General features: G+C 65.1%; 18 protein-coding genes and 1 tRNA gene. 14 read left to right on the top strand and 5 right to left on the bottom strand.

From position 1 onward, the window contains the following. Positions 1 to 5 precede the first annotated feature (5 nt). Positions 6 to 1,274, top strand: a complete 1,269-nt coding sequence (gene aroA, locus SPITH_RS01680; protein WP_014624021.1) for a 3-phosphoshikimate 1-carboxyvinyltransferase — start codon at positions 6 to 8, stop codon at positions 1,272 to 1,274. Between the two features lie 72 nt (positions 1,275 to 1,346). Next, positions 1,347 to 1,431 (top strand) — tRNA-Leu (locus tag SPITH_RS01675). Positions 1,432 to 1,489: 58 nt separating this feature from the next. Here the strand turns inward: SPITH_RS01675 and SPITH_RS01670 are convergent. Then, a complete protein-coding gene (locus SPITH_RS01670) occupies positions 1,490 to 1,834 on the bottom strand; it encodes a histidine triad nucleotide-binding protein (protein ID WP_014624020.1) in 345 nt (114 codons plus the stop codon). 112 nt (positions 1,835 to 1,946) lie between these two features. On the opposite strand from SPITH_RS01670, the gene SPITH_RS01665 reads away from it, so the two are divergent. From SPITH_RS01665 to amt, 6 genes are all read left to right on the top strand, one after another. Then, complete coding sequence (locus SPITH_RS01665; protein ID WP_245523416.1) at positions 1,947 to 2,660, top strand: hypothetical protein; 714 nt, start codon at positions 1,947 to 1,949, stop codon at positions 2,658 to 2,660. After that, a complete protein-coding gene (locus SPITH_RS01660) occupies positions 2,657 to 4,003 on the top strand; it encodes a hypothetical protein (RefSeq protein ID WP_014624018.1) in 1,347 nt (448 codons plus the stop codon). The genes SPITH_RS01665 and SPITH_RS01660 overlap by 4 nt, the downstream gene beginning before the upstream one ends. Positions 4,004 to 4,092: 89 nt before the next feature. Continuing rightward, positions 4,093 to 4,512, top strand: a complete 420-nt coding sequence (locus SPITH_RS01655) for a secondary thiamine-phosphate synthase enzyme YjbQ (RefSeq protein WP_014624017.1) — start codon at positions 4,093 to 4,095, stop codon at positions 4,510 to 4,512. 234 nt (positions 4,513 to 4,746) lie between these two features. Beyond that, entirely contained in the window at positions 4,747 to 5,115 is a 369-nt protein-coding gene (locus SPITH_RS01650) for a response regulator (RefSeq protein ID WP_014624016.1), read from the top strand. Further along, positions 5,112 to 5,567, top strand: coding sequence for a chemotaxis protein CheX (locus tag SPITH_RS01645; protein ID WP_014624015.1), 456 nt, complete (start codon positions 5,112 to 5,114; stop codon positions 5,565 to 5,567). Before SPITH_RS01650 ends, SPITH_RS01645 begins: the two co-directional genes overlap by 4 nt. Positions 5,568 to 5,608: 41 nt before the next feature. After that, complete coding sequence (gene amt, locus SPITH_RS01640; RefSeq protein ID WP_014624014.1) at positions 5,609 to 8,383, top strand: ammonium transporter; 2,775 nt, start codon at positions 5,609 to 5,611, stop codon at positions 8,381 to 8,383. Here the strand turns inward: amt and SPITH_RS01635 are convergent. Both SPITH_RS01635 and SPITH_RS01630 read right to left on the bottom strand, forming a co-directional pair. Next, positions 8,362 to 10,083 (bottom strand): ABC-ATPase domain-containing protein, encoded by a 1,722-nt coding sequence (locus SPITH_RS01635; protein WP_014624013.1) that lies wholly within the window; start codon positions 10,081 to 10,083, stop codon positions 8,362 to 8,364. The two genes, amt and SPITH_RS01635, sit on opposite strands and share 22 nt — an antisense overlap. A 51-nt stretch (positions 10,084 to 10,134) precedes the next feature. Further along, positions 10,135 to 10,875: a TIGR00266 family protein gene (locus SPITH_RS01630; protein ID WP_014624012.1), complete on the bottom strand. Its 741-nt coding sequence runs from the start codon at positions 10,873 to 10,875 to the stop codon at positions 10,135 to 10,137. Between the two features lie 120 nt (positions 10,876 to 10,995). On the opposite strand from SPITH_RS01630, the gene hisD reads away from it, so the two are divergent. Together hisD and SPITH_RS01620 are read left to right on the top strand one after the other, a co-directional pair. Further along, complete coding sequence (hisD, locus tag SPITH_RS01625; RefSeq protein WP_014624011.1) at positions 10,996 to 12,327, top strand: histidinol dehydrogenase; 1,332 nt, start codon at positions 10,996 to 10,998, stop codon at positions 12,325 to 12,327. Beyond that, positions 12,272 to 13,678 carry a bifunctional folylpolyglutamate synthase/dihydrofolate synthase gene (locus SPITH_RS01620; protein ID WP_014624010.1) on the top strand — a complete coding sequence of 469 codons (1,407 nt, stop codon included), beginning with the start codon at positions 12,272 to 12,274 and terminating at the stop codon, positions 13,676 to 13,678. The genes hisD and SPITH_RS01620 overlap by 56 nt, the downstream gene beginning before the upstream one ends. Before the next feature lie 47 nt (positions 13,679 to 13,725). On the opposite strand, the gene SPITH_RS11885 is transcribed toward SPITH_RS01620, so the two are convergent. After that, positions 13,726 to 13,908 (bottom strand): 4Fe-4S binding protein, encoded by a 183-nt coding sequence (locus SPITH_RS11885; RefSeq protein WP_014624009.1) that lies wholly within the window; start codon positions 13,906 to 13,908, stop codon positions 13,726 to 13,728. 126 nt (positions 13,909 to 14,034) lie between these two features. Between SPITH_RS11885 and SPITH_RS01615 the strand changes: the two genes are divergently transcribed. The 4 genes from SPITH_RS01615 (at position 14,035) to SPITH_RS01600 (ending at position 18,318) form a co-directional block, all read left to right on the top strand. Next, on the top strand, positions 14,035 to 15,480 hold the full coding sequence (locus SPITH_RS01615; RefSeq protein ID WP_014624008.1) for an NFACT RNA binding domain-containing protein: 1,446 nt from the start codon (positions 14,035 to 14,037) through the stop codon (positions 15,478 to 15,480). Between the two features lie 64 nt (positions 15,481 to 15,544). Beyond that, positions 15,545 to 16,426, top strand: a complete 882-nt coding sequence (gene amrB / locus SPITH_RS01610; RefSeq protein ID WP_014624007.1) for an AmmeMemoRadiSam system protein B — start codon at positions 15,545 to 15,547, stop codon at positions 16,424 to 16,426. Further along, positions 16,413 to 16,961 carry an AmmeMemoRadiSam system protein A gene (amrA, locus tag SPITH_RS01605; protein ID WP_014624006.1) on the top strand — a complete coding sequence of 183 codons (549 nt, stop codon included), beginning with the start codon at positions 16,413 to 16,415 and terminating at the stop codon, positions 16,959 to 16,961. Before amrB ends, amrA begins: the two co-directional genes overlap by 14 nt. Further along, positions 16,942 to 18,318, top strand: coding sequence for a hypothetical protein (locus SPITH_RS01600; protein WP_014624005.1), 1,377 nt, complete (start codon positions 16,942 to 16,944; stop codon positions 18,316 to 18,318). The genes amrA and SPITH_RS01600 overlap by 20 nt, the downstream gene beginning before the upstream one ends. Here SPITH_RS01600 and SPITH_RS01595 read toward each other — a convergent pair. Beyond that, on the bottom strand, positions 18,312 to 19,361 hold the full coding sequence (locus SPITH_RS01595; RefSeq protein ID WP_014624004.1) for a hypothetical protein: 1,050 nt from the start codon (positions 19,359 to 19,361) through the stop codon (positions 18,312 to 18,314). The genes SPITH_RS01600 and SPITH_RS01595 overlap by 7 nt on opposite strands. Positions 19,362 to 19,450: the final 89 nt, after the last annotated feature.

Genomic DNA, 19,450 nt, shown 5'->3' with positions numbered 1-19,450 from the left:
GCCCTATGGAGGTCAGCGTCCAGCCGGGACGGCTCTCCGGACACATCCCCGTGCCGCCGTCCAAATCGCACACCATCCGCGCCCTGCTCGTAGCCGCAGCCGCAGGGGGTACGAGCCGCATCCGTAGCCCGCTCTTCTCGCGCGACACGAGGGCCTGCATGAGAGCGGTCTCGCTCCTGGGTGCCGTGGTGAGGGAGGAGGGGGCGGACCTCCTCGTGGAGGGGACCGGAGGACGGTTCTCGGTGCCCGAGGATGTGATAGACGTGGAGAACTCAGGCACCACGCTCTACTTGGCGGGGGCCATGGCCGCCCTCATAGAGGGAGGCCGGGCGGTCTTCACCGGGGATGCGCAGCTGCGGAGGAGGACGGCGGGTCCGCTCCTCGCGAGTCTCCACGACCTGGGTGCGAGGGCGGAGAGCACGCGTGGGAATGGGTGCGCCCCCCTGGTGATAGGAGGGCCTCTACGGGGCGGCAGCACCTCCATCGCGTGTCCCACGAGCCAGTACCTCTCGGCACTGCTCCTCGCCTGCCCGTTGGGGAAGGGGGATTCGCTGGTGGAGGTGGTGGAGCTCAACGAACATCCCTACATCGACATGACGCTCTGGTGGTTGAAGGCCCAGGGAGTGGCACTGGAACGGGAGGGCTATGACCGATTCAGGATTCCCGGGGGACAGTGCTACCGGGCCTTCGATCTCACCATACCCGGCGACTACTCCTCGGCCACGTTCTTCCTGTGCGCCGCGGCCGTCACCGGCTCCACCCTCACCCTCACCAATCTGTATCCGGACGATCCTCAGGGTGACAGAGAGGTGCTCGACATCCTCGAGCGTATGGGCTGCACGGTGGAGGTGTCCCCGGAAAGGAGGGAGGTGACCATCACGGGTGGGCCGCTCTCCGCCACCAAGGTGGACATGACGCGCATCCCCGACGCCCTCCCCGCACTCGCCGTGACCGCCTGCTATGCGGAAGGCACCACACGGCTCTACAACGCGGCCCACACGCGGCTCAAGGAGACCGACAGGATTGCGGTGATGGCGCAGGAGCTTTCGCGCCTCGGAGCGCGCGTGGAAGAGCTCCCCGACGGGCTCCTCATCCACGGTCCCTGCCCGCTCACCGGCGGAATCGTCTCGAGCCACGACGACCACCGGGTGGCCATGGCCTTGGCCGTGGGGGCTCTTGCGGCACGGGCTCCGGTCACCATAGAGGGGGCGGAGGCGACGGAGGTGACCTTTCCGGAGTTCTTCTCCCTCCTCGAAGCGCACCGCACGGGGTGAGACGGGATCGAAACAGGTGCCGCTCGGTATTGACAAAGGAGAGGAGTATCGGTATTATATCCACCGAATCGTGCTGTGGTGGTGGAATTGGTAGACACGCTAGCTTGAGGGGCTAGTGGGCGTTAAGCCCGTGGAGGTTCAAGTCCTCTCCACAGCACCTCAAAGCCGCCCTTCTCAGGGCGGCTTTTTCGTGCCCTCCCCGATGGGAGGCCCCATCAGCCGGGGGGCCACTCCATCTGCCTGCCGCCCAGGATGTGCACGTGCAGGTAGGCCACACTCTGCTGCCCGTGCCGTCCCTGGTTGATCACCACCCTGAAGCCGTTCTCCTCGAGCCCGAGCTGCTTCGCCACCATGCTCACCCGCTTGAGGAACTCTCCGAGATAGGAGGGGTCCTGGTCGGTGAACTCGGTGAGCGTGGCCGCTCTTCGCTTGGGGAGAACCAGGACATGCACCGGGGCCTGAGGGTTGATGTCGCGGAATGCGAGGGCCACCTCGTCCTCGAAGACGACATCCGAGGGGATCTCCTTCCTTACGATCTTGTCGAATATCGTGTCTCCCATGGCTGCCTCCTTGTCCCAACTATGCCACACACAGGGGAAAGACACAATTCCGCAGTACACCAGGGTCGAACTCATGTTGACGGCCGTTCCCCACTCTTTTATGCTCATCGTGGTGGAAAAGAGCATGCTGTACACCTATATTGTGGGGCTGGGAGTGATCCCCCTCCCCCCACTCCCTCTGCCCTTCGAGTCCCTCGACACGGCGCGCGTGCTGCTCTTCTCCTTCCCGTCCCTCATCGTCGGGTTCGTCGCGGGGAGGACGAGGCGGAGGAGAGGCCGCACCATCAGGAGAGCCACGAGCGGATACTCCTCCCCCGTGCCTGAGGGGAGCGGGCTCCAGAGGTGGGTCCTCCATGTCCGCTACAAGAACCTGCTCCAGCTCTCTCCCGAAGAAGCGGATCGTACCCTCGTGCATCTGCAGGAAGTCTGGCACGATCTCTTCAGCGAATCCCCCCACCTCGTGGTGAGCTTCAGGGGAGACGAGGGGTGGATCGTCGGCACCACGCCCGTACTGGAGGCCTGCAGGATCGCCGTACGCCTCTCGGAGGGATACGAAGGGGCGATTCCTCCAAGCATGGGACTACATCGGGGCGACGCACACCTCCTGGCCCCCTCTCCCACCCTCCCCCCCCTGGTCGTGGGAGAGGCATCCCGTACGGCCCACCTCCTCTCCGACGCCGCCGTGGGGGGGAAGCTCCTCATCTCTCCTTCGATCTATCACGAGGTGAAGGAACAGGTCGTCGTCGAAGGTCCCAGACACATCCGCCCGCAACCCGGCGTCCACAAGACCGCCTACGTCTTCACCTCGTTCAAGGAGGACACGTGACCCTGCCATGGCCCGCCCTCACCGCAGGCATCCTTCTCTTTGTCGCTTCAACCCTCCTCGTGGTGCGGAAAGCCCGTCGGAGGAGGGGAAAGGTGCTCCTGGAACGGATCCTCTCACCCCGCGGTTCCGACGATACCGGTCCTCCCATCCTCAGAGACATGCTCTTCGCCTTGGAGGAGGCCTACACCCGACAGGAACCGGCCCCTGCGGTCTTCTTCCTCTCCGACGACATGCAGGATCAGCTCCAGGTGGATGTGTTCCTCGATCGCCTCCTGGGGCGACGCACCTCCTTCTCCAACACCAGGATACTGGGGAGCACGCTCCTCGAACGGAAAAGAGAGGGAGACACCGAACGGTCCTTCTGGATCATGGACCTCTCCCGGAAGGTGCAGCGCACGGATGCGTCGGCCTCCTCGCTCCTCCTGGAATCATCCCGCACCATCTGGTCCCTCCACAAACACGTGGCCGCGCCCGATCAGATCCCCGGCGCCGGCGGGAGGTGCCCCTCCTGCAAGACACCGCTCCCCGAACGCCCCCACTCCCCCCGATGCCCCTACTGCGAAGCCGCGCTCAACTCCGGCCGGTACGGCTGGACCCTCACCCGCCTCCAGGCCCCCCTCACCTTCGCCCAGCACACCCTGCTCTCCCCCCGCAGCACCCACTCCCCCCTGCTGGAAGCCGCCCTCCGCCGCACCATCCTGCACACCATCCTCCCCGAGGCCTTCCCCACCACCAACACCCTCCCCTGCCTTCCCGGCGCCCGCACCCGCCTCCTCCAGATGATCCGTCCGGCACACACCTCCCCCATCTGCCTCACCGTGAACGACGTGCAGGTCCTCGCATCACTCTCACCCCGCACCCGCCACGCCCTCCTCACCCTCACCTTCCAGCGCGCCATCCTGGAGGGCCCCGCCGTCGAGGACCTCCTCGACCCCTTCCCCCTCACCCGCCACCTCCTCCTCCACATCGACGAGCCCTCCTCCACCGTCACCGGCGTGGAACTCCCCGAGGCGGGCCACCCCTTTCTCGCCGCGCGCCTCACAACCCTCTACACCCCCTCCATCGATGCCCTACTCCTCCTCGCCGGCGTACTCCTCGCAGAAGGCCGAAACCCCTCTCGCATCATGGAGGACCTGGAACCCCTCCCCATCCCCCTCCACCTCCGCACGCTCCTCCACTACCACCTCCCCCTGGCCGCCCAGGGCCGCACCGGCATCCCCCTCCCCCTCACCCCGGCCGCACGCCGCGCCACCCTCACCGCCCTGCAACGCCTCGCGAACCGCATCAGCCCCCCACCCTCCCCCGTCCTCCTCTCCTACCTCCGCGACCTGTTGGAAGACTAGGCCGCTCTCTGGTACCCTGGGGTACCGCACCCATGGGCCCCGGAGGCCGTCTCCGGCCGCCCATGGAAGACATCACACGAGGAGGCACCATGAAGAGCTACCGCAAGGAACTCTGGTTCAACACCCCCGGCAGGGTCGCCTTCATCAACATCACCCCCCAGATCGAAGAAGCCGTACGGGAGAGCGGGGTGAAGGAAGGCCTCTGCCTGGTGAACGCCATGCACATCACCGCGAGCGTGTTCATCAACGACGACGAACCGGGCCTCCACCAGGACTACAGGGACTGGCTCGAAGAGCTCGCACCCCACGAACCCACAAGCCGGTACCGGCACAACCGCACCGGCGAAGACAACGGTGACGCCCACCTCAAACGCCAGATCATGGGGAGGGAGGTCGTGGTGGCCATCACCGACGGACGACTCGACTTCGGCCCGTGGGAGCAGATCTTCTATGGCGAGTTCGACGGCAGACGGCCGAAACGCGTCCTCATGAAGATCATCGGGGAATGAAGGGGAGGCCGGCCTCCCCTTCGCGCGATGCACCATCCCCGGCTCCCTCCTCTCTGGTGCCGGGTTCGTCGTGCACGACCTACAAACATGTAGGACATCAAAGCATTACCTGCATTTTTGTAGAAAAATCCCCCATCCCTGCGTCCCTTCCCTCCCATCTCCTTACCTAACCATGAGTTGCGAAATGCCTCAATCCTGGCCCCGTTTTTGCATACTCACTCCCAGGAGGTATCCATGAAGAAGGCGCTCGTGGTCGACGACTCCCGAACCATACGGAACCTGCTCGCCGGGATCCTCGAGGAGATGGGGATAGAGGTCGCGGGCTTCGCCGCCGACGGAGAGGAGGCCATCGTGGCCTTCCAGCGGATCCGTCCCGACCTGGTCACCCTCGACATCACCATGCCCCGGGCGGACGGGCTCCTGTGTCTCGAACGCATGAAGCAATTCGACCCGCGCACCGCCATCGTCATCATAAGCGCGCTCTCCGACGAACGCACCGCCCTCACCGCACTCAAGAAAGGGGCCGCAGGATTCATCAAGAAACCCTTCACCCCCGAGGAGGTGAAGCGCACCCTCTCACACGTCCTGGAGGTGACCGCATGACCAGGGAGGAACTCAAGGCCGTGGTGGACTGCACCACGCGGTACTTCTCCACGGTGACCCCGCACCCCGCCACCATAGGGGTGCCGTTCATCAAGAGAAAGGAACAGGCCTTCTTCCTCGACTACACCGGCATGATCGGCATCTCGGGATCGAGGAAGGGGGGCATCTACCTCACCGCATCGGGGGGCATGCTCTGGAACCTGGGCCACCTCATCCTCTCGGAGGAGGTGATGGAGGAGGAGCTGCTCATGGACATCGCAGGCGAGGTGGCCAACACCGTGGCAGGCAACCTGCGAGAGGCCTTCGGCCCCGAGTTCATGATCTCCGTGCCCCTCGTGGTGCGGGGCGTACCCGACGACCTCCTCATCCACGTACAGTCGCCCGTGTACATCATCCCCATCCTGTGGGAAGGGTTCCAGAGCTTCCTCGGCGTGGGCCTCGATCCCGCCTGAACCACGGGATGCACATACCTACATCGTAAGGAGGGATACGGATGGAACCGAACGTAGGAGATCTGCTCTGGATCACCGTGGCCGCCGGGCTCGTCTTCCTCATGCAGGCCGGGTTCACCATGCTCGAGGCGGGATTCACCCGTTCGAAGAACAGCATCAACGTGGCGATCAAGAACCTCGCCGACGTGGGGATCTCCTCGGTGGGGTTCTGGGCGGTCGGCTTCGGGCTCATGTTCGGCACCACCTGGCAGGGCCTCACGGGACGCGACCACTTCCTCTTCCTCCCCAACGAGGGCCTCGCCGGGGTGTGGGAGGCGGCCTTCTTCCTCTTCCAGCTCATGTTCGCCGCCACGTGCACCACCATCGTCTCGGGCGCCGTGGCCGAGAGGATGCGCTTCGCCGCCTACCTGGTGGTGAGCACCGTGATCACCGTGGTGGTCTACCCGGTCTTCGGCCACTGGGCATGGGGCGGCGCCCTCTTCGGATCGCCCGAGGGGTGGCTCGTGCGGAGGGGGTTTGTGGACTTCGCGGGATCCACGGTGGTCCACAGCATGGGCGGCTGGGTGGCCCTCGCCGCAGTCCTCATCATAGGGCCGAGGAAGGGGCGGTTCGAGGAGGGGGCCCGGATGCAGGGGAGCAACATCCCCATCGCAGTGCTGGGCGCCCTCCTCCTCTGGCTGGGCTGGTTCGGGTTCAACGGGGGCAGCACCCTCGCCCTCGACGACCAGGTGCCGGGGATCATCCTGCGCACCTCGCTCGCAGGAGCGGCGGGCCTCATGGCCGCGATGGCCGCAGGATGGGTCCTCACCGGCAGGGCCGACGTCTCGCACGTGATCAACGGCTCCATCGCAGGGCTCGTGGCCATCACCGCCAACTGCCACGCGGTCACCGAGGCAGAGGCCCTCATCATCGGAGCGGTCGGCGGCCTGGTCATGCTCGGCTCCCTCCGGCTGCTCGAGCAGCTCAGGATCGACGACGTGGTGGGTGCCATCCCCGTCCACCTCGCCGCAGGGATCTGGGGCACCCTCGCGGTGGGGCTCTTCGGTGACCCCGCGCTCCTGGGAACGGGGCTTCCCTTCTGGGAACAAGTGGGCGTGCAGACCCTGGGCGTGGCAGTGGCCGGGGTGTGGGGGTTCGGTGTCTCGTACCTCCTCCTGCGCCTCATAGACCGCTTCTTCCCCTTGCGGGTTCCCCCCGAAGCAGAGGAGATGGGGCTCAACGTGGCCGAGCACGGCGCCACCACCGAGCTCTACGACCTGTTCACCACCCTCACCGAACAGGCCAGGACCGGCGACCTCTCGCTCCGCGTGCCCGAAGACCCCTTCACCGAGGTGGGACAGATCGCGCGGGCCTACAACCGGGTGATGGACCGCCTCCAGGAGACCACCGTGGACCGGGACGAGTACGTGCGTCTCCTCTCCGTGATGCGGACCGGTCTGTGCGTCATCGACAGGGACGGGAGGATCGCCCCCCACTATTCCAGGGCCTTCCTCGAGATCTTCGAGCTCAGTGAGGAGGAGGTATCCCGCCTCACCTTCCTCGATATCCTCAAGTCGAGGGTGCCCGAACGCACCTACACCTCGCTCTCCGAGTTCCTCGAGGTGATGTGGGCACCCCACGTGGACGAGGAGGTGGCCCGGTCGCTCAGCCCCTTCCGGGAGCTCGACCTCTTCTGTCCCCACGGACATCGGTTCACCCACAAGGTCATCAGGGCCGAGGTTCAGAGGATATGGGGAGGGGAGGCCATCACCCACCTCCTCTTCGTGATCGAGGACATCACGGAACAGGCCCTGCTGGAACGCGAGCTCCAGGAAAAGGAACGGCGCACCGCCTCCGAGATGGAGATGTTCTACCACATCCTCCACACGCACCCTGTGATCCTCGATCAGTTCCTCCAGAGCGTGGAGGAAGACCTGACCACCATCGCAGAGATCTGCGAGCGCGAGTCGGACGACCCGGAACGAGCCCTCTCCCTCATCTACCGCTACGTCCACAGCATAAAGGGAGACGCCTATGCCGTGGGACTCGATCCGATAGGGGAGACGGCCCACCAGATAGAGGAGCACATCCTTAAGATGCGGGAGTCCGGGACGTGTTCGGAGGAGGCCCTCGTGGACCTGGGGGTGAAGATGGGCGAGATCCGCACCCTCCTCGAGCGTGCACTCAGCCTCAAGGAACGGCTCCTCGCCTTCCACAGGGAGAGCACCGAGGCCCCCACGAGCGACCCCATCGTCTTCGACGTGGAGCGGTTCCTGGAGCGGATCAGAACGGAGGAAGGGAAACGGGTGCGGGTGGACTTCAGCGCCTACCACAGGGAGGAGATCCCCCTCGAGATCTACAAACCGGTGAAGGACATGGTCCTCCAGTGCGTGCGGAACGCCGTCGCCCACGGGATAGAGGACGAGGCCGAACGTGAGGCGCGGGGAAAGGCGGCCGAGGGGTGTATCCGCATCAGCACCTCCCGCGAAGAGGAGGTGCTCCGCATCATCGTGGAGGACGACGGCCGCGGCATGGACCTCGCACGCCTGAGAGCGCGGCTCCTGGAGCGGGGACTCATCGCCCCCGATGCCCCACCCAGGGAGGTGCTGAGGGCCCTCTTCACCCACGGGGCCTCCTCAAGGGACGAGGCGGATGCCCTCGCCGGACGGGGGGCAGGGCTCCCCCTCATCGGCACCCTGGTCCGCAGGCTGGGAGGAAGAATCGCGCTCACCAGCACCCCGGGCCGGGGGACGCGGATCGTCATCACCCTCCCCTGCTCCCCCGCCTCCCACATCCCCACCCCCGGGATGCGGGATCAGGAGCTCTCCCGGAGCTGACGCACCTTGAGGGTCCGCAGACGGTCGATGGCGGCCGCAAGCTCGAATCGGCGGAACGCGGCATAGTCGCCCACGGGGAAAGGAGAGAGCACGTCGAGCCCCTCACGGGCCACATCCTCCATGACGCGATCGAGGATCTCGGCGAGGGGCCTGCGGCCGTCCATGTACCTGGTGGCGTAGTAGATGGCATCCCCTATGGCCCTGGTCTGGCTCACACTCGCGAGCTGCTCCACCGCCCCCAAGTCGATCTCGTGCGTACCGAAGTGGATGGAGGTGAGGCCCTTGGGAGAGATCTTCACCTCCCGCTTCCCCTTGCTCGGATCAAAGCTCTCCGAGAGCGGGACACGGGGGGTGATCATCCCGAACCTCTCCCCGCCCTCCTGGCGGCGGTCGGTCCGGTACCGCTGGGCGATCTCCTTGGCCTTGGCCGTCACCTCGTACGGTCGGTACTCGATGAGGCACACCACCCGATCGGCCACGTCGAAGTAGTCGCCGGATCCGCCTATCACCATCACCGTGGAGACGCCGTAGTCGCGAAGCATGAGCCGCACCTTGTCGATGAAGGGGGTGATCGGCTCATGGTCCTTGGAGACCAGCTCCTGCATCCGGTGATCCCTGATCATGAAGTTGGTGGCCGAGGTGTCCTCATCGATGAAAAGGAGCTTGGCCCCTGCCTCGAGGGCCTCGATGATGTTGGCCGCCTGGGAGGTGCTCCCGCTCGCATCCTCGGTGGAGAAGCTGGTGGTGTCCTTGCCGAACGGCAGGTGCGAGATGAAGGGAGAGATATCCACCTTCTCGATACGGCGGCCGTCTTCGGCCCGGATCTTCACGGCCTCGGGGATGGTGACGCAGAACTCCCTCCCGTCACCCGGGATGTGATTGTAGACCCCCATCTCGAGAGCGTTGAGGAGGGTGGACTTGCCGTGGTAGCCCCCTCCCACGATGAGCGTGACTCCATGGGGGATCCCCATGCCGGTGATCTTTCCCCGGTTGGGGAGGGTGAACTCCACCCTGAGGGAAGGGGGCGATTCGAAAGGCACCACCGTCCCCGCGGAAAGGGGCTTCTGGCTCACTCCGCTCTCCCTCGGGAGGATGGCGCCGTCCGCCACGAAGGCAACGATCCCTGCCTTCGAGAGCTCGGCCCTCAGGGCATCGGCGTCCTCGTTGGTCTTGAGGTGCTCCACCAGGCTCCTCCCCTGGATGGAACGGTAGAGCCCCGCCCTCCGCACCAACGCCGGGATGTCCTCGAAGAACATCTCCTGGGCGATCCTGCCGGCGATCCTCCGCCCGAAGGCGGGCAGCCCCACGGTGAAGCGGAGCTCCACCTCCCTGTCGTTCACGAAGCAGCTCGTACGCTCGAGGATCTCCTGTCCCGGCCGGTCGATGCTGATGACCCCGCTCTTACCCGTGGCGCGGGGTCGTTGAAACCGGCCGGCCTCCCGGGCGAAGATCCTGGTGATGTAGTCCCGAAGGGCCACCTCCCTGCTCTTAGGCCGGTAGGCCGCCTCAGGAAAGCCTGCCACGCGCTGGGGGATACGGACCCGAACCCTGCTGGGTGCCGCAAAGGGATCGCCCTGGACATGGTCTATGATGAGCACGAAGTCGTCGAAGTCGTACGCACCTTCTATGTCCTTATAGGCCTTGTATCCTGCGCCGTCGATCCTGCGCAGGGTATTCCTGAGCACATCTGCTCGTTGCATTCCGGTCGCTCCTCTTCTCGATGGAATGGTCCTCTGGTGCCTGCTGTCGCGTTATTCGCCGAAGAACGAGCCTATCATCCTCGGTCCCCCCTCCCCCTTTCGCTGAACCTGCCCCGCAAGGATCCTGTCCGCGAGCCGGGCGAGCGGCAGGCTCTGGAGGTAGACTACACCCGGCCCGGTAAGCTCTGTAAGGAAGAGCCCCTCCCCTCCGAAAAGGGCGTTCCTGAAGCCTCCCACAAATCGCACATCGTAGTCCACTGGGGGAGAGCACCCCACAAAGCACCCCGTGTCTACCCTCAACGTCTCACCGGCCGCAAGCCGTTTCTCCACAATGGTGCCTCCTGCATGTATAAAGGCCCAGCCATCACCTCTTAGCTCCTCCAGGATGAACCCTTCACCGCCGAAGAAGCCGGCTCCTAACCGCCTGGTGAAGACTATACTGATATCGATACCGACCGCGGCGCACAGGAAGGCGTCTTTCTGGCAGATGAACCGCCCGCCGAGCGTGCCGAGGTCGAGCGGCACGATCTTACCCGGATAGGGGGCTGCGAAGGCCACCGCCGCCCTCCGTGAGCCCGTGTTCACAAAGTTGGTGATAAAGAAGCTCTCTCCCGCGAGGATGCGTTTGAACCCTCCGAGCAGCCCGCCCTCCATCCGGGTATCCATGGTGATCCCTTCTTCCATGTAGAGCATGGCTCCCGCTTCGGCTCGCACCCCCTCCCCGGGATCGAGGATCACCTCCACAAGCTGCATGTCGTCACCGTGAATCGTATAGTCTATACGGTCTGCCATCGAACTCCGCTACCCATCGGTTTCCCCCAGGATAGACAGAGGAACGAGAAGGGGCAAGGGGTATTCTCCATGTCTCTCCTCCCATTGACCGGAGGAAGGGGTGCGTGCGACCATAGGGGTATGGATCTTAAGGTGAACGTCTACGTATGGGGGGACCTTTCCCCTGAGGAACGCCGCAAGCTCCTCTCCCGTTCAGAGGAAGATATTGCCCGGGTTGAGGAGGCGGTGCGGCCGGTGGTGGAAGCGGTGCGGACTGAAGGGGATGCGGCCCTCCTCAGGTTCACCCGGCAATTCGATGGGGTGGTACTCTCACCCGATCGGCTCAGGGTCACCGAGGAGGAGTTTAAGGCCGCAGAGGAGGCCCTCCCGGAGGAGATCAGGGAGAGTCTCGACTATGTGATAGAGAATGTGGAGCGCTTCCACCGCACGCAGGTGCCGGAGCCTTCCCCCATGGTGGAGGTACGTCCCGGGGTGATGGCGGGTGAGCGGGCCACGCCCGTGCCTTCGTGCGGGCTCTACGTGCCCCGGGGCCGGGGGAGCTTCCCCTCCATGGTGTACATGCTCGCCGTACCGGCGAGGCTCGCAGGGGTGCCCCGTGTGGTGATGGTAACCCCACCTGAGAAGGACGGCTCGGTCAACCCGGCGTGTCTGTATGCAGCGAGGCGCTGCGGGGTACACGAGGTCTACCGCGTGGGTGGCGCCCAGGCCATCGCCGCCCTCGCCTACGGCACTGAGTCGATCGCCCCTGTGTCGATGATCACCGGTCCGGGGAGCGCGTATGTGACGGCGGCAAAGCGGCTCGTGGCGCACGTGGTCCACACAGGCCTCCCTGCCGGCCCCTCTGAGTCGGTGATCCTCGCGGATGAGAGCGCAGACCCGTGGAAGGTGGCGCTCGACCTCCTCGTGGAGGCCGAGCACGGCGCAGACTCGGCCGCCCTGCTCGTGACACCGTCGCGGGAGCTTGCCGGTCAGGTGGAGGCACACCTTCTGTCGTGCATTCCCCGCCTCCCTTCACCCCGCAGGGAGTTCGTCCAGGCGGTGTTCTCAGGGTACGGCGGGATCATCCTGGTGGATTCGATCGAGGAGGGGGCCGAGGTGGTGAACGAGTGGGCTCCGGAACACCTGCAACTGCGCACCAGCGATCTCTTCGCCACCCTGAAGCTCATCAGAAACGCCGGCGAGATCCTGCTGGGTGAGCACCTCCCCTTCAGCCTCGCAAACTATGCCACAGGGCCCAATGCCGTATTGCCCACAGGGAGAAAGGCAAAGGTCTTCTCTCCGGTCTCGGTGCGCGATTTTCTCAAGTTCTCGTCGGTGATCCACGTGAGCGAGGAGGGGCTCGCCGAACTGGGGCCGCACGTGGTGCGTCTGGCCGAGTATGAGGGGTTTCCGGCCCATGCGGCTGCGATTGTGCACAGAGATACTCCCGGCTCCTATTCACCCCGAGGTTGAGGAGGCCTTCCGCTACCTGGAACGGTTCGCCAACTTTGAGCGGCGGCCGGGCGAGGTGCGGGAGTTCAGACTCGACCGGGTGCGGGCGCTCTGCGGGCTCTTCGGACACCCGGAGGAGGAGCTTTCCTTTGCCCATGTGGCGGGATCGAAGGGCAAGGGCTCGACGTGCCACTATTTCGCCCGGGCCCTGGAGGCCTCCGGATTCTGTACTGGGCTCTACACCTCCCCCCACCTGGTCTCCTACACCGAACGCATCACGCAGGCAGGGCGTCAGTGGCCTCCTGAGGTCTACCTCGATGCCCTTGCGCAGCTCAGGAGACGGCTCGAAGGGACGGCGGAGGGGAGGGCGCTCCTCCCTGAGGTGACGACGTTCGAACTGCTCACGGTGCTGGGGTTTCTCGTCTTCAAGGAGATGGGATGCAAGTGGGTGGTGCTGGAGACGGGGATGGGGGGAAGGCTCGATGCCACCAATGTGGTGCAGCCAAAGGTGACGGTGATTACGCACCTCGAGCTGGAGCACACGGAGTACCTGGGGGATACGATCGAGAAGATTGCCTTCGAGAAGGCGGGGATCATCAAACCGGGCGTGCCGGTGGTGGTGGCACCACAGGAGGCGGGGGCGATGCGGGTGATCGAGGGGCGGGCGGGGGAGCTGGGGGCACAGGTGGTGCGGGTGGTGGGGAGGCAGGATGGAGGGGAGGATGCCGACGGAGGAGGGGCCGGGGAAGGCGGCCAGGTGGTGCGGTGGGAGGCTGCGAAGGGGGAGAGAGGGCTTGACCTGCGCGTGAGGTGGGAGGACGGGCTCGTGGTGCACACCGGGCTCTCCACACCGCTCCTCGTACAGGCGGAGAACGCGGCGCTCGCTGCAGCAGCGTGGCGGGTGTGCGTGCCGGAGGGGGAGGTGGGGGCGCTGGCGCAGGGGCTGGGGAGGGCGACCCTCCCGGGCAGGCTCCAGCAGGTAGCAGAGGACCCGGATGTGTGGGTGGATGGATCGCACACGCGCGACTCGGTGCGGGCCGTGGTGGAGGCGCTGGGGCGGAGGTATGGGTGGGGGGAGGTGGTGGGGGTGTTTGGGTGCGTGGCGGGGAAGGATGCGCGGGGGATGCTGGGGGAGCTGGGGCGGCTGTGCAGGGAGGTGGTGGTGACGAGGGCGGGCCGGTTCAGGGAGAGCAGGCCGGAGGAGGTGGGGAGGATGGCGGAGGGGGTGGTGCGGGCCGTGGTGGTGGCGGAGGAGGAAGGGGCGCTGAGGGAGGCGCTGCGGAGGAGCGAGGGACGGCCCGTGCTGGTCACAGGTTCCTTCTACCTCGCTGGCGAGGTGCTCAAGGTGCTCTCACGGTGGGCGAGTGCATAAAAAAAGCCGCAGACTTCTGCGGCACTTCGGCTTTCTTCAGGGAACACTCATGCGGGTTGAATGGCCCCAAACCCGCAGAACCGCACGCACAATCCACACCCAGTGCACCGGGAGGGATCCACCTGGGGTGCGCGGTATCCCCGCTGCACGAGCGCCCCCCTGGGGCACATCCTCACCGCCGGGCACGGGTGGTTCTGCGGACACCTGTGCGGTACGACCTTGATCGCCATGAGTCCTCCTGCATGTGTATAGGATTCGGGATGGAGCGTATTATTCGGATCAATTAATATTAAAAAAATCATATATTGTCAACATCCCCCTTGCCCGCTTCCCCTGGATAGCCGTACACTCTGTGCATGTCCTTCAACTGGAAAGAGGTGGACTACGCTCTCAAGGCCCTCTCACTCCGGGGGGCCCTCGTTCAGGACATCTTCCAACCCGATTTCAAACACCTGGGCCTCAAGCTCTATCTCCCGGGACGCTCTTTCACCCTCCTCTTTCGAATGGACCAGTCCGGCGTGGCATTCTTTCCACTCACCACAAAACTCCCCCGGCTCCCCCATCCTCAGCGGTTCACCCAGTTCCTCAGGGCCCACATCCGCGGGGGAAAGATCACCGGTGCTTACCAGATAGGGAGGGAGCGTCTCATCCGGATCGCGGTGGCTCGCGAAGGCACCACCACCCTCCTCTGGATCCGCCTCTGGGCCACGGCTCCCAACATCATCGTCACCGATGAGGAGATGACCATCCTCGACTGCATGTTCCGTCGGCCGCGCAGAGGCGAAGTCTCGGGAGAGCGCTTCGACCCCTGGCCACAGCTCATGCGCACCTATAAGGACGAGGACCCCCGCTTCTCGGTCCGCTTCCTCGATGAGGCATCCTCCTCCGAAGAGTGGTTTTCACGTATGGAAGCCTCCTATCTGGAGACGGACCGGGGAGCGCGGGTGGAGAAACTGAAGGCAGACCTCGTCCGTCTCCTCGAACGAAGAATCACCACCCTTCGAGCGACCCTCATGGAACTCACCTCTCGGCGGGAACGCATCCGGGATGCGGAACGCTACAAGGAATACGGAGATCTCATCATCACCAACCTCTGGCAGATCCCCCGCGGCCAGGAATGGATCGAGGTGGAGGACTACTTCCGAGGCGGCACGGTGAGGATCCCCCTTGATCCCGCCCTCGGCCCGCAGGAAAACGCCGAGCGCTACTATCGCGAGCACCGCAGGCTCCTCCAGCAGGAGGAGAACCTCGCCGCGCGCATGCAGGACGTCTCCAGGGACCTCAGCCACCACGAGCGCCTTCTCGAACAGATCCCCTCCATGGGAGAAGAGGATCTCGAGACCCTCTCCCGCACCTTCCTGAAGGAGACGCGAGCACGGGAGAAGGACACCGGGGTACCCGGCCTCCACGTCCTCTCCCATGGTTTTCTCATCATCGTGGGCCGTAACGCGAAAGAGAGCGACGAGGTGCTCCGGCACCATGCGCGGGGCAACGACCTGTGGCTCCACGTGCGCGATTGGCCGGGCGGTCACGTGATCATACGGTCTCAGAAAGGGAAGGAGATCCCCCACCCCGTGATCCTCGATGCAGCCCAGCTCGCCGTCCACTTCAGTAAGGCGAAACACGAAGAGGTGGTCGACCTCTACTGTACCCACGTGAAGTATCTCAGGAGGGCCAAGCACGGTACCCTGGGAACCGTCATCCCCACCCGGGAGAAGAACATCGCCGTGCGCAGGGATCCGGCCCGCATCTCTTCCCTCCTCCAGAGGGAAGAGATGCGGGAGGAGCCTCCCTCAACTTGATTCTTCCCCCTCTTTTTCTTTACCTTACAAGCAGAGGGGGTTCTATACAGTGAAGGGGAATGGGATGAACCAAGGACGCAATGCCCTCACCCAGACCGAGGAACTCGTGAGAGAGCCCATCGTCGAAGGCATTTTCTACCCCGACGCTGCCGACACACTCGAGGCGCGTCTCGATGCCCTCCTCTCCCGCCCTTCCCCCGAGAGCCCCCCGCCCCGTCCCTTCGCCCTCATCGTGCCCCACGCCACCTGGGACTACGTGGGCGACCTTCTGGGGGCCGCATTCGCGCACGTACTCCCCTGGCGCGAACACTTCCGCCGTGTGGTCCTCTGGGGCCCCACCCACCGCGAGCCATTCCCCACCCTCTTTCTTCCCGGATCCACGCTCTTCGCCACCCCCTTGGGCCCTCTCGCACTCGACCTCCCCGCCACCCAGGAGGCCCTCGCCTCCAGCACCGCCTTTGCGGTGGACGATCTCTCCCACATGGAGGAACACTGTCTGGAGGTCGTCTTCCCCTTCCTGCGGAGCATCCTCCCCCACGCCCCCATCCTCCCCGTACTCGTCGGCGCCCCCCTCCTGACCCTCGCCGAGACCCTCGCCCGCGCCCTCTACCTCATCTACGCCACCGAATGGGAGCACACCCTCTTCGTGGTGAGCACCAATCTCACCCCCTTCGCCCCGCGGAAAGACAACGCACGCCGTGCGGAAGAACTCATCCGCACCCTCCTCTCCACGCCGTCCCACACCCTTCTCTCCCGCATCCGCACCCAGCACAACCCGGAAAAGCTCCTCCTCCTGGTCTGGCCCCTCCTCATGCTCGCCGAAGCCCTCGAAATCCCCCTCTCCTTCCACCTGCTGGGCAGGGAGACGAGCCCTCCCGAGGACGGCCACACGGTGGAGTACGCCTCATTCCTCGTCACAGGAGGAAACGACCATGAGACACACTGACGAGGAACGAAAGCTCCTCCTCTCCGCGGCCCGTGAGGTCATCACCGCCGCCACCGAAAGCCGCACCCCCCGCCTCCCCGACCCACCCCCACGGCTCCTCGAACCGGGAGGAGCCTTCGTGACCCTTCACAAGGAGGGCACGCTCCGCGGCTGCATCGGCCACATCATCGCGGATCGCCCCCTCTGGGAGGTGGTACAAGACATGGCCTACGAGAGCGCCTTTCGCGACCCACGGTTCCCTCCCGTCACCAGACCGGAGGTTCCCCTCCTCGACATAGAGATCTCGATCCTCTCCCCCCTCTTCCCCATAGCCCCGGAGGAGGTCGAAGTGGGGACCCACGGCCTGCTCATCCGCAAAGGCTGGCAATCCGGTCTTCTCCTCCCCCAGGTGCCGGTGGAACAGGGATGGGAGAGGGAGACCTTTCTCGCTCACACCTGCCTCAAGGCAGGGCTCCCCCCCGACGCATGGAAAGCCCCAGACGCCCAACTCTTTGGTTTTACCGCGGAGGTGTTCGGTGAACGCGATTACGAATAGGAACACACCCCACCTCACCACCATCGAAGGACAGGAGAAACTCGCCATTCCCACCGGCATCGTCGACTACACACCGGCGGTCGCCAAACAGTACACCCTCGTGGACAAGACGTGCAGACTCGTGATCGGGAACGCCGTCTACCCCATGACCTGCGAAGGCCTGAGGATGGTGGAAGGACAGGGATACCTCATCTTCAGAGCCGCCCGGCCCATCGCCTCCCTCAAGGAGATCGCCGACCATCCTTCCCCCTCTCACCTCCCACTCCTCCACCAGGCAGGCGAAGCGCTGGAGACCCTCCGCGGGCACGACATGCCCCTTCCCCCTGCAGCACTCGAGGCCATCGTCTTCCTCGATGAAGGCATCCTCGTACTCAACGACGACCTCCTCCAGCTCATGAGGGAACATCGCCCTCCCGCCGCCGACCATCCGCTCCAGGAGGAAATCGAGGACACCTCCTGGTCGTACGGCCTCGCCTTCCTCTCCTACCTCTGCATCACTGGAAGACCCCCCTTCGGTAACGGCATCCGGGAAGAACGCCTCTTTCGACGGACCAGGAAGCGTTTCCCCCGTATCCGTCCCTCGGGAGAGTCAGCACAGCCTTTCATCCACTGGGTCCATCGAGCTCTCGAAGAACCCGACAGACTCCTCCTGCCGATGCCCGCCCCCCCCGGAGCCACAGTGGGCACGGTCTCGTTCGACCCGCTCGAAGAAGCCCGCATCCACCGGGCCTTCCGCGTGCACCGCTTCTTCAGGAGGTACGGGGCCATCCTCGGTGGAGGAGCCGCTGCACTCGGCCTCATCCTCCTCGTGCTGATCTCCACGATACAGAACGCGAACCGCCCACCCGCCACCATCGGCCTCGGCCCCCTGGAGGTGGCCCGCCTCTACTACGAGAGCATCAACCGCATCGACCCGGAGACCCTCCGGGACTGCCTCGTCTCTGACGACGACCCGGTCTATCGGGAACTCACCCACCTCTTCGTGATCGTACGGGTCCGCACCGCAGTGGAACGCACGCTCCCCCTCGTGAGCCCGGAGCAGTGGGTGGAGGAAGGGATGCCGCCCCTCCCCGAGGGCACGGTTCTCTACGGCGTGGCAGGCCTCACACTCTCCACCCTCCAGGAGACCTCGGAACAGGCCACCGTCAGGGCCTCCTATCTCAGGTGGACACTGGAACCGGGAGACCCCGAAACCGGCACCCCGGCAACGAGCAATCCCTCCAGGATCGAGGAGATAATGGAACTCGTCTTTCTCGGGGACCGGTGGGCCATCCGGCAGAAGAAGGTCATGGAAGAGACGCCCCTCTCACAGGAGGAAGCCCTGGAGGCCCTCTCCGCTCGGACGTCTGCTCAATAGGACACGGAACTGCCTGCGATGTACGAGATGATCCCCGAGACGATCGCCACCCCCCCGACGGAAAAGAGAGAGAGGGCGAGGTCGGGTCTGTCCTGATACGGCCAGTAGGGCGAGGCCACGTCCTCTCCATACCCCACGAACACCCCCAGGCCGGTGAAGAACATCCCGGAGAGGAAGAGGGCTCCGCCCCAGGCACGCTGCCTCCTCGCCTTGAGGAGGCCGGACTCGAGGTCCACCTGGTCCGAAGCGGTGAGCATCCGCGGCTCCTGTGCGACATCGAGCGAGGCCGACTGGATCGCCCGCCCCTCCCGTTGCACCACACTCCCCTCTACGGGCCCCCCCTCGGTCTCCAGGTGAGGAAACAGCCGGGCGATGAGGTCTGGAGACAGGGGCTCGTGCACGAACGCCAGGGAGGGAAGACCCCCGACCGTGCTCCTCCCCTTCGTCGCCGTGATCCCTATACGCCCCCGTTCGTCCACCTCCTCCGACACCTCGACCTTCTCACCCGGACCTGCCCGCACCTCTTCCCCTACCCTGCCCTCACCCAGCGGCACGACCCGCACCGATCCCGCCCGGACATCCACCGACGTGGTGGTGATACGCATACCCTCGGAGGAAGAGACGAACCGGTAGATCACATCGCCCTCCGAGAAATCGACCCGGGCACCCCTCCCCTCCACCACGACCGGTACGGCCTCCCTCCCCGTCCTCACCCTCACCGTACCGTACGCCACCCGGAGCCGCACCCCCTCGCCCTCGGCCCGGATCTCGCAGGTGGTGTTTCTCCCCACCTTCACCATCACCCGACTCCCCAACACCTGCACCTCGAGCATGCTCTCCGCATCGGTCTGGAAAAGATCGCCGCTCTTCACCGCGAGCCCCACCACGGGGTTCCTCCCCACGTCGAAGCGGAGGGCGTCCTGGCCCCGATAGAGGGAGAAGGTCCCTCCCTCGGCATAGAGGAGCACCCCCACCGCCTCCTCGGCCCAGAGCCCCATCGCCACGAAGTGTACGAACAGCACGCACAGGATCCGCGACCTCATACCGCCTCCTCCTTGAAGCATACCGCAAAAACCGCCCCCCTGCAATCGGAAAAGCCCCTCAGGAACCCGACGCATACGGTAAAAGAGGA

Origin of the sequence: Spirochaeta thermophila DSM 6578 (assembly GCF_000184345.1) — a bacterium.
Classification (GTDB): Bacteria; Spirochaetota; Spirochaetia; order Winmispirales; family Winmispiraceae; genus Winmispira; species Winmispira thermophila.
This window is presented reverse-complemented; position numbering and strand designations above follow the sequence as displayed.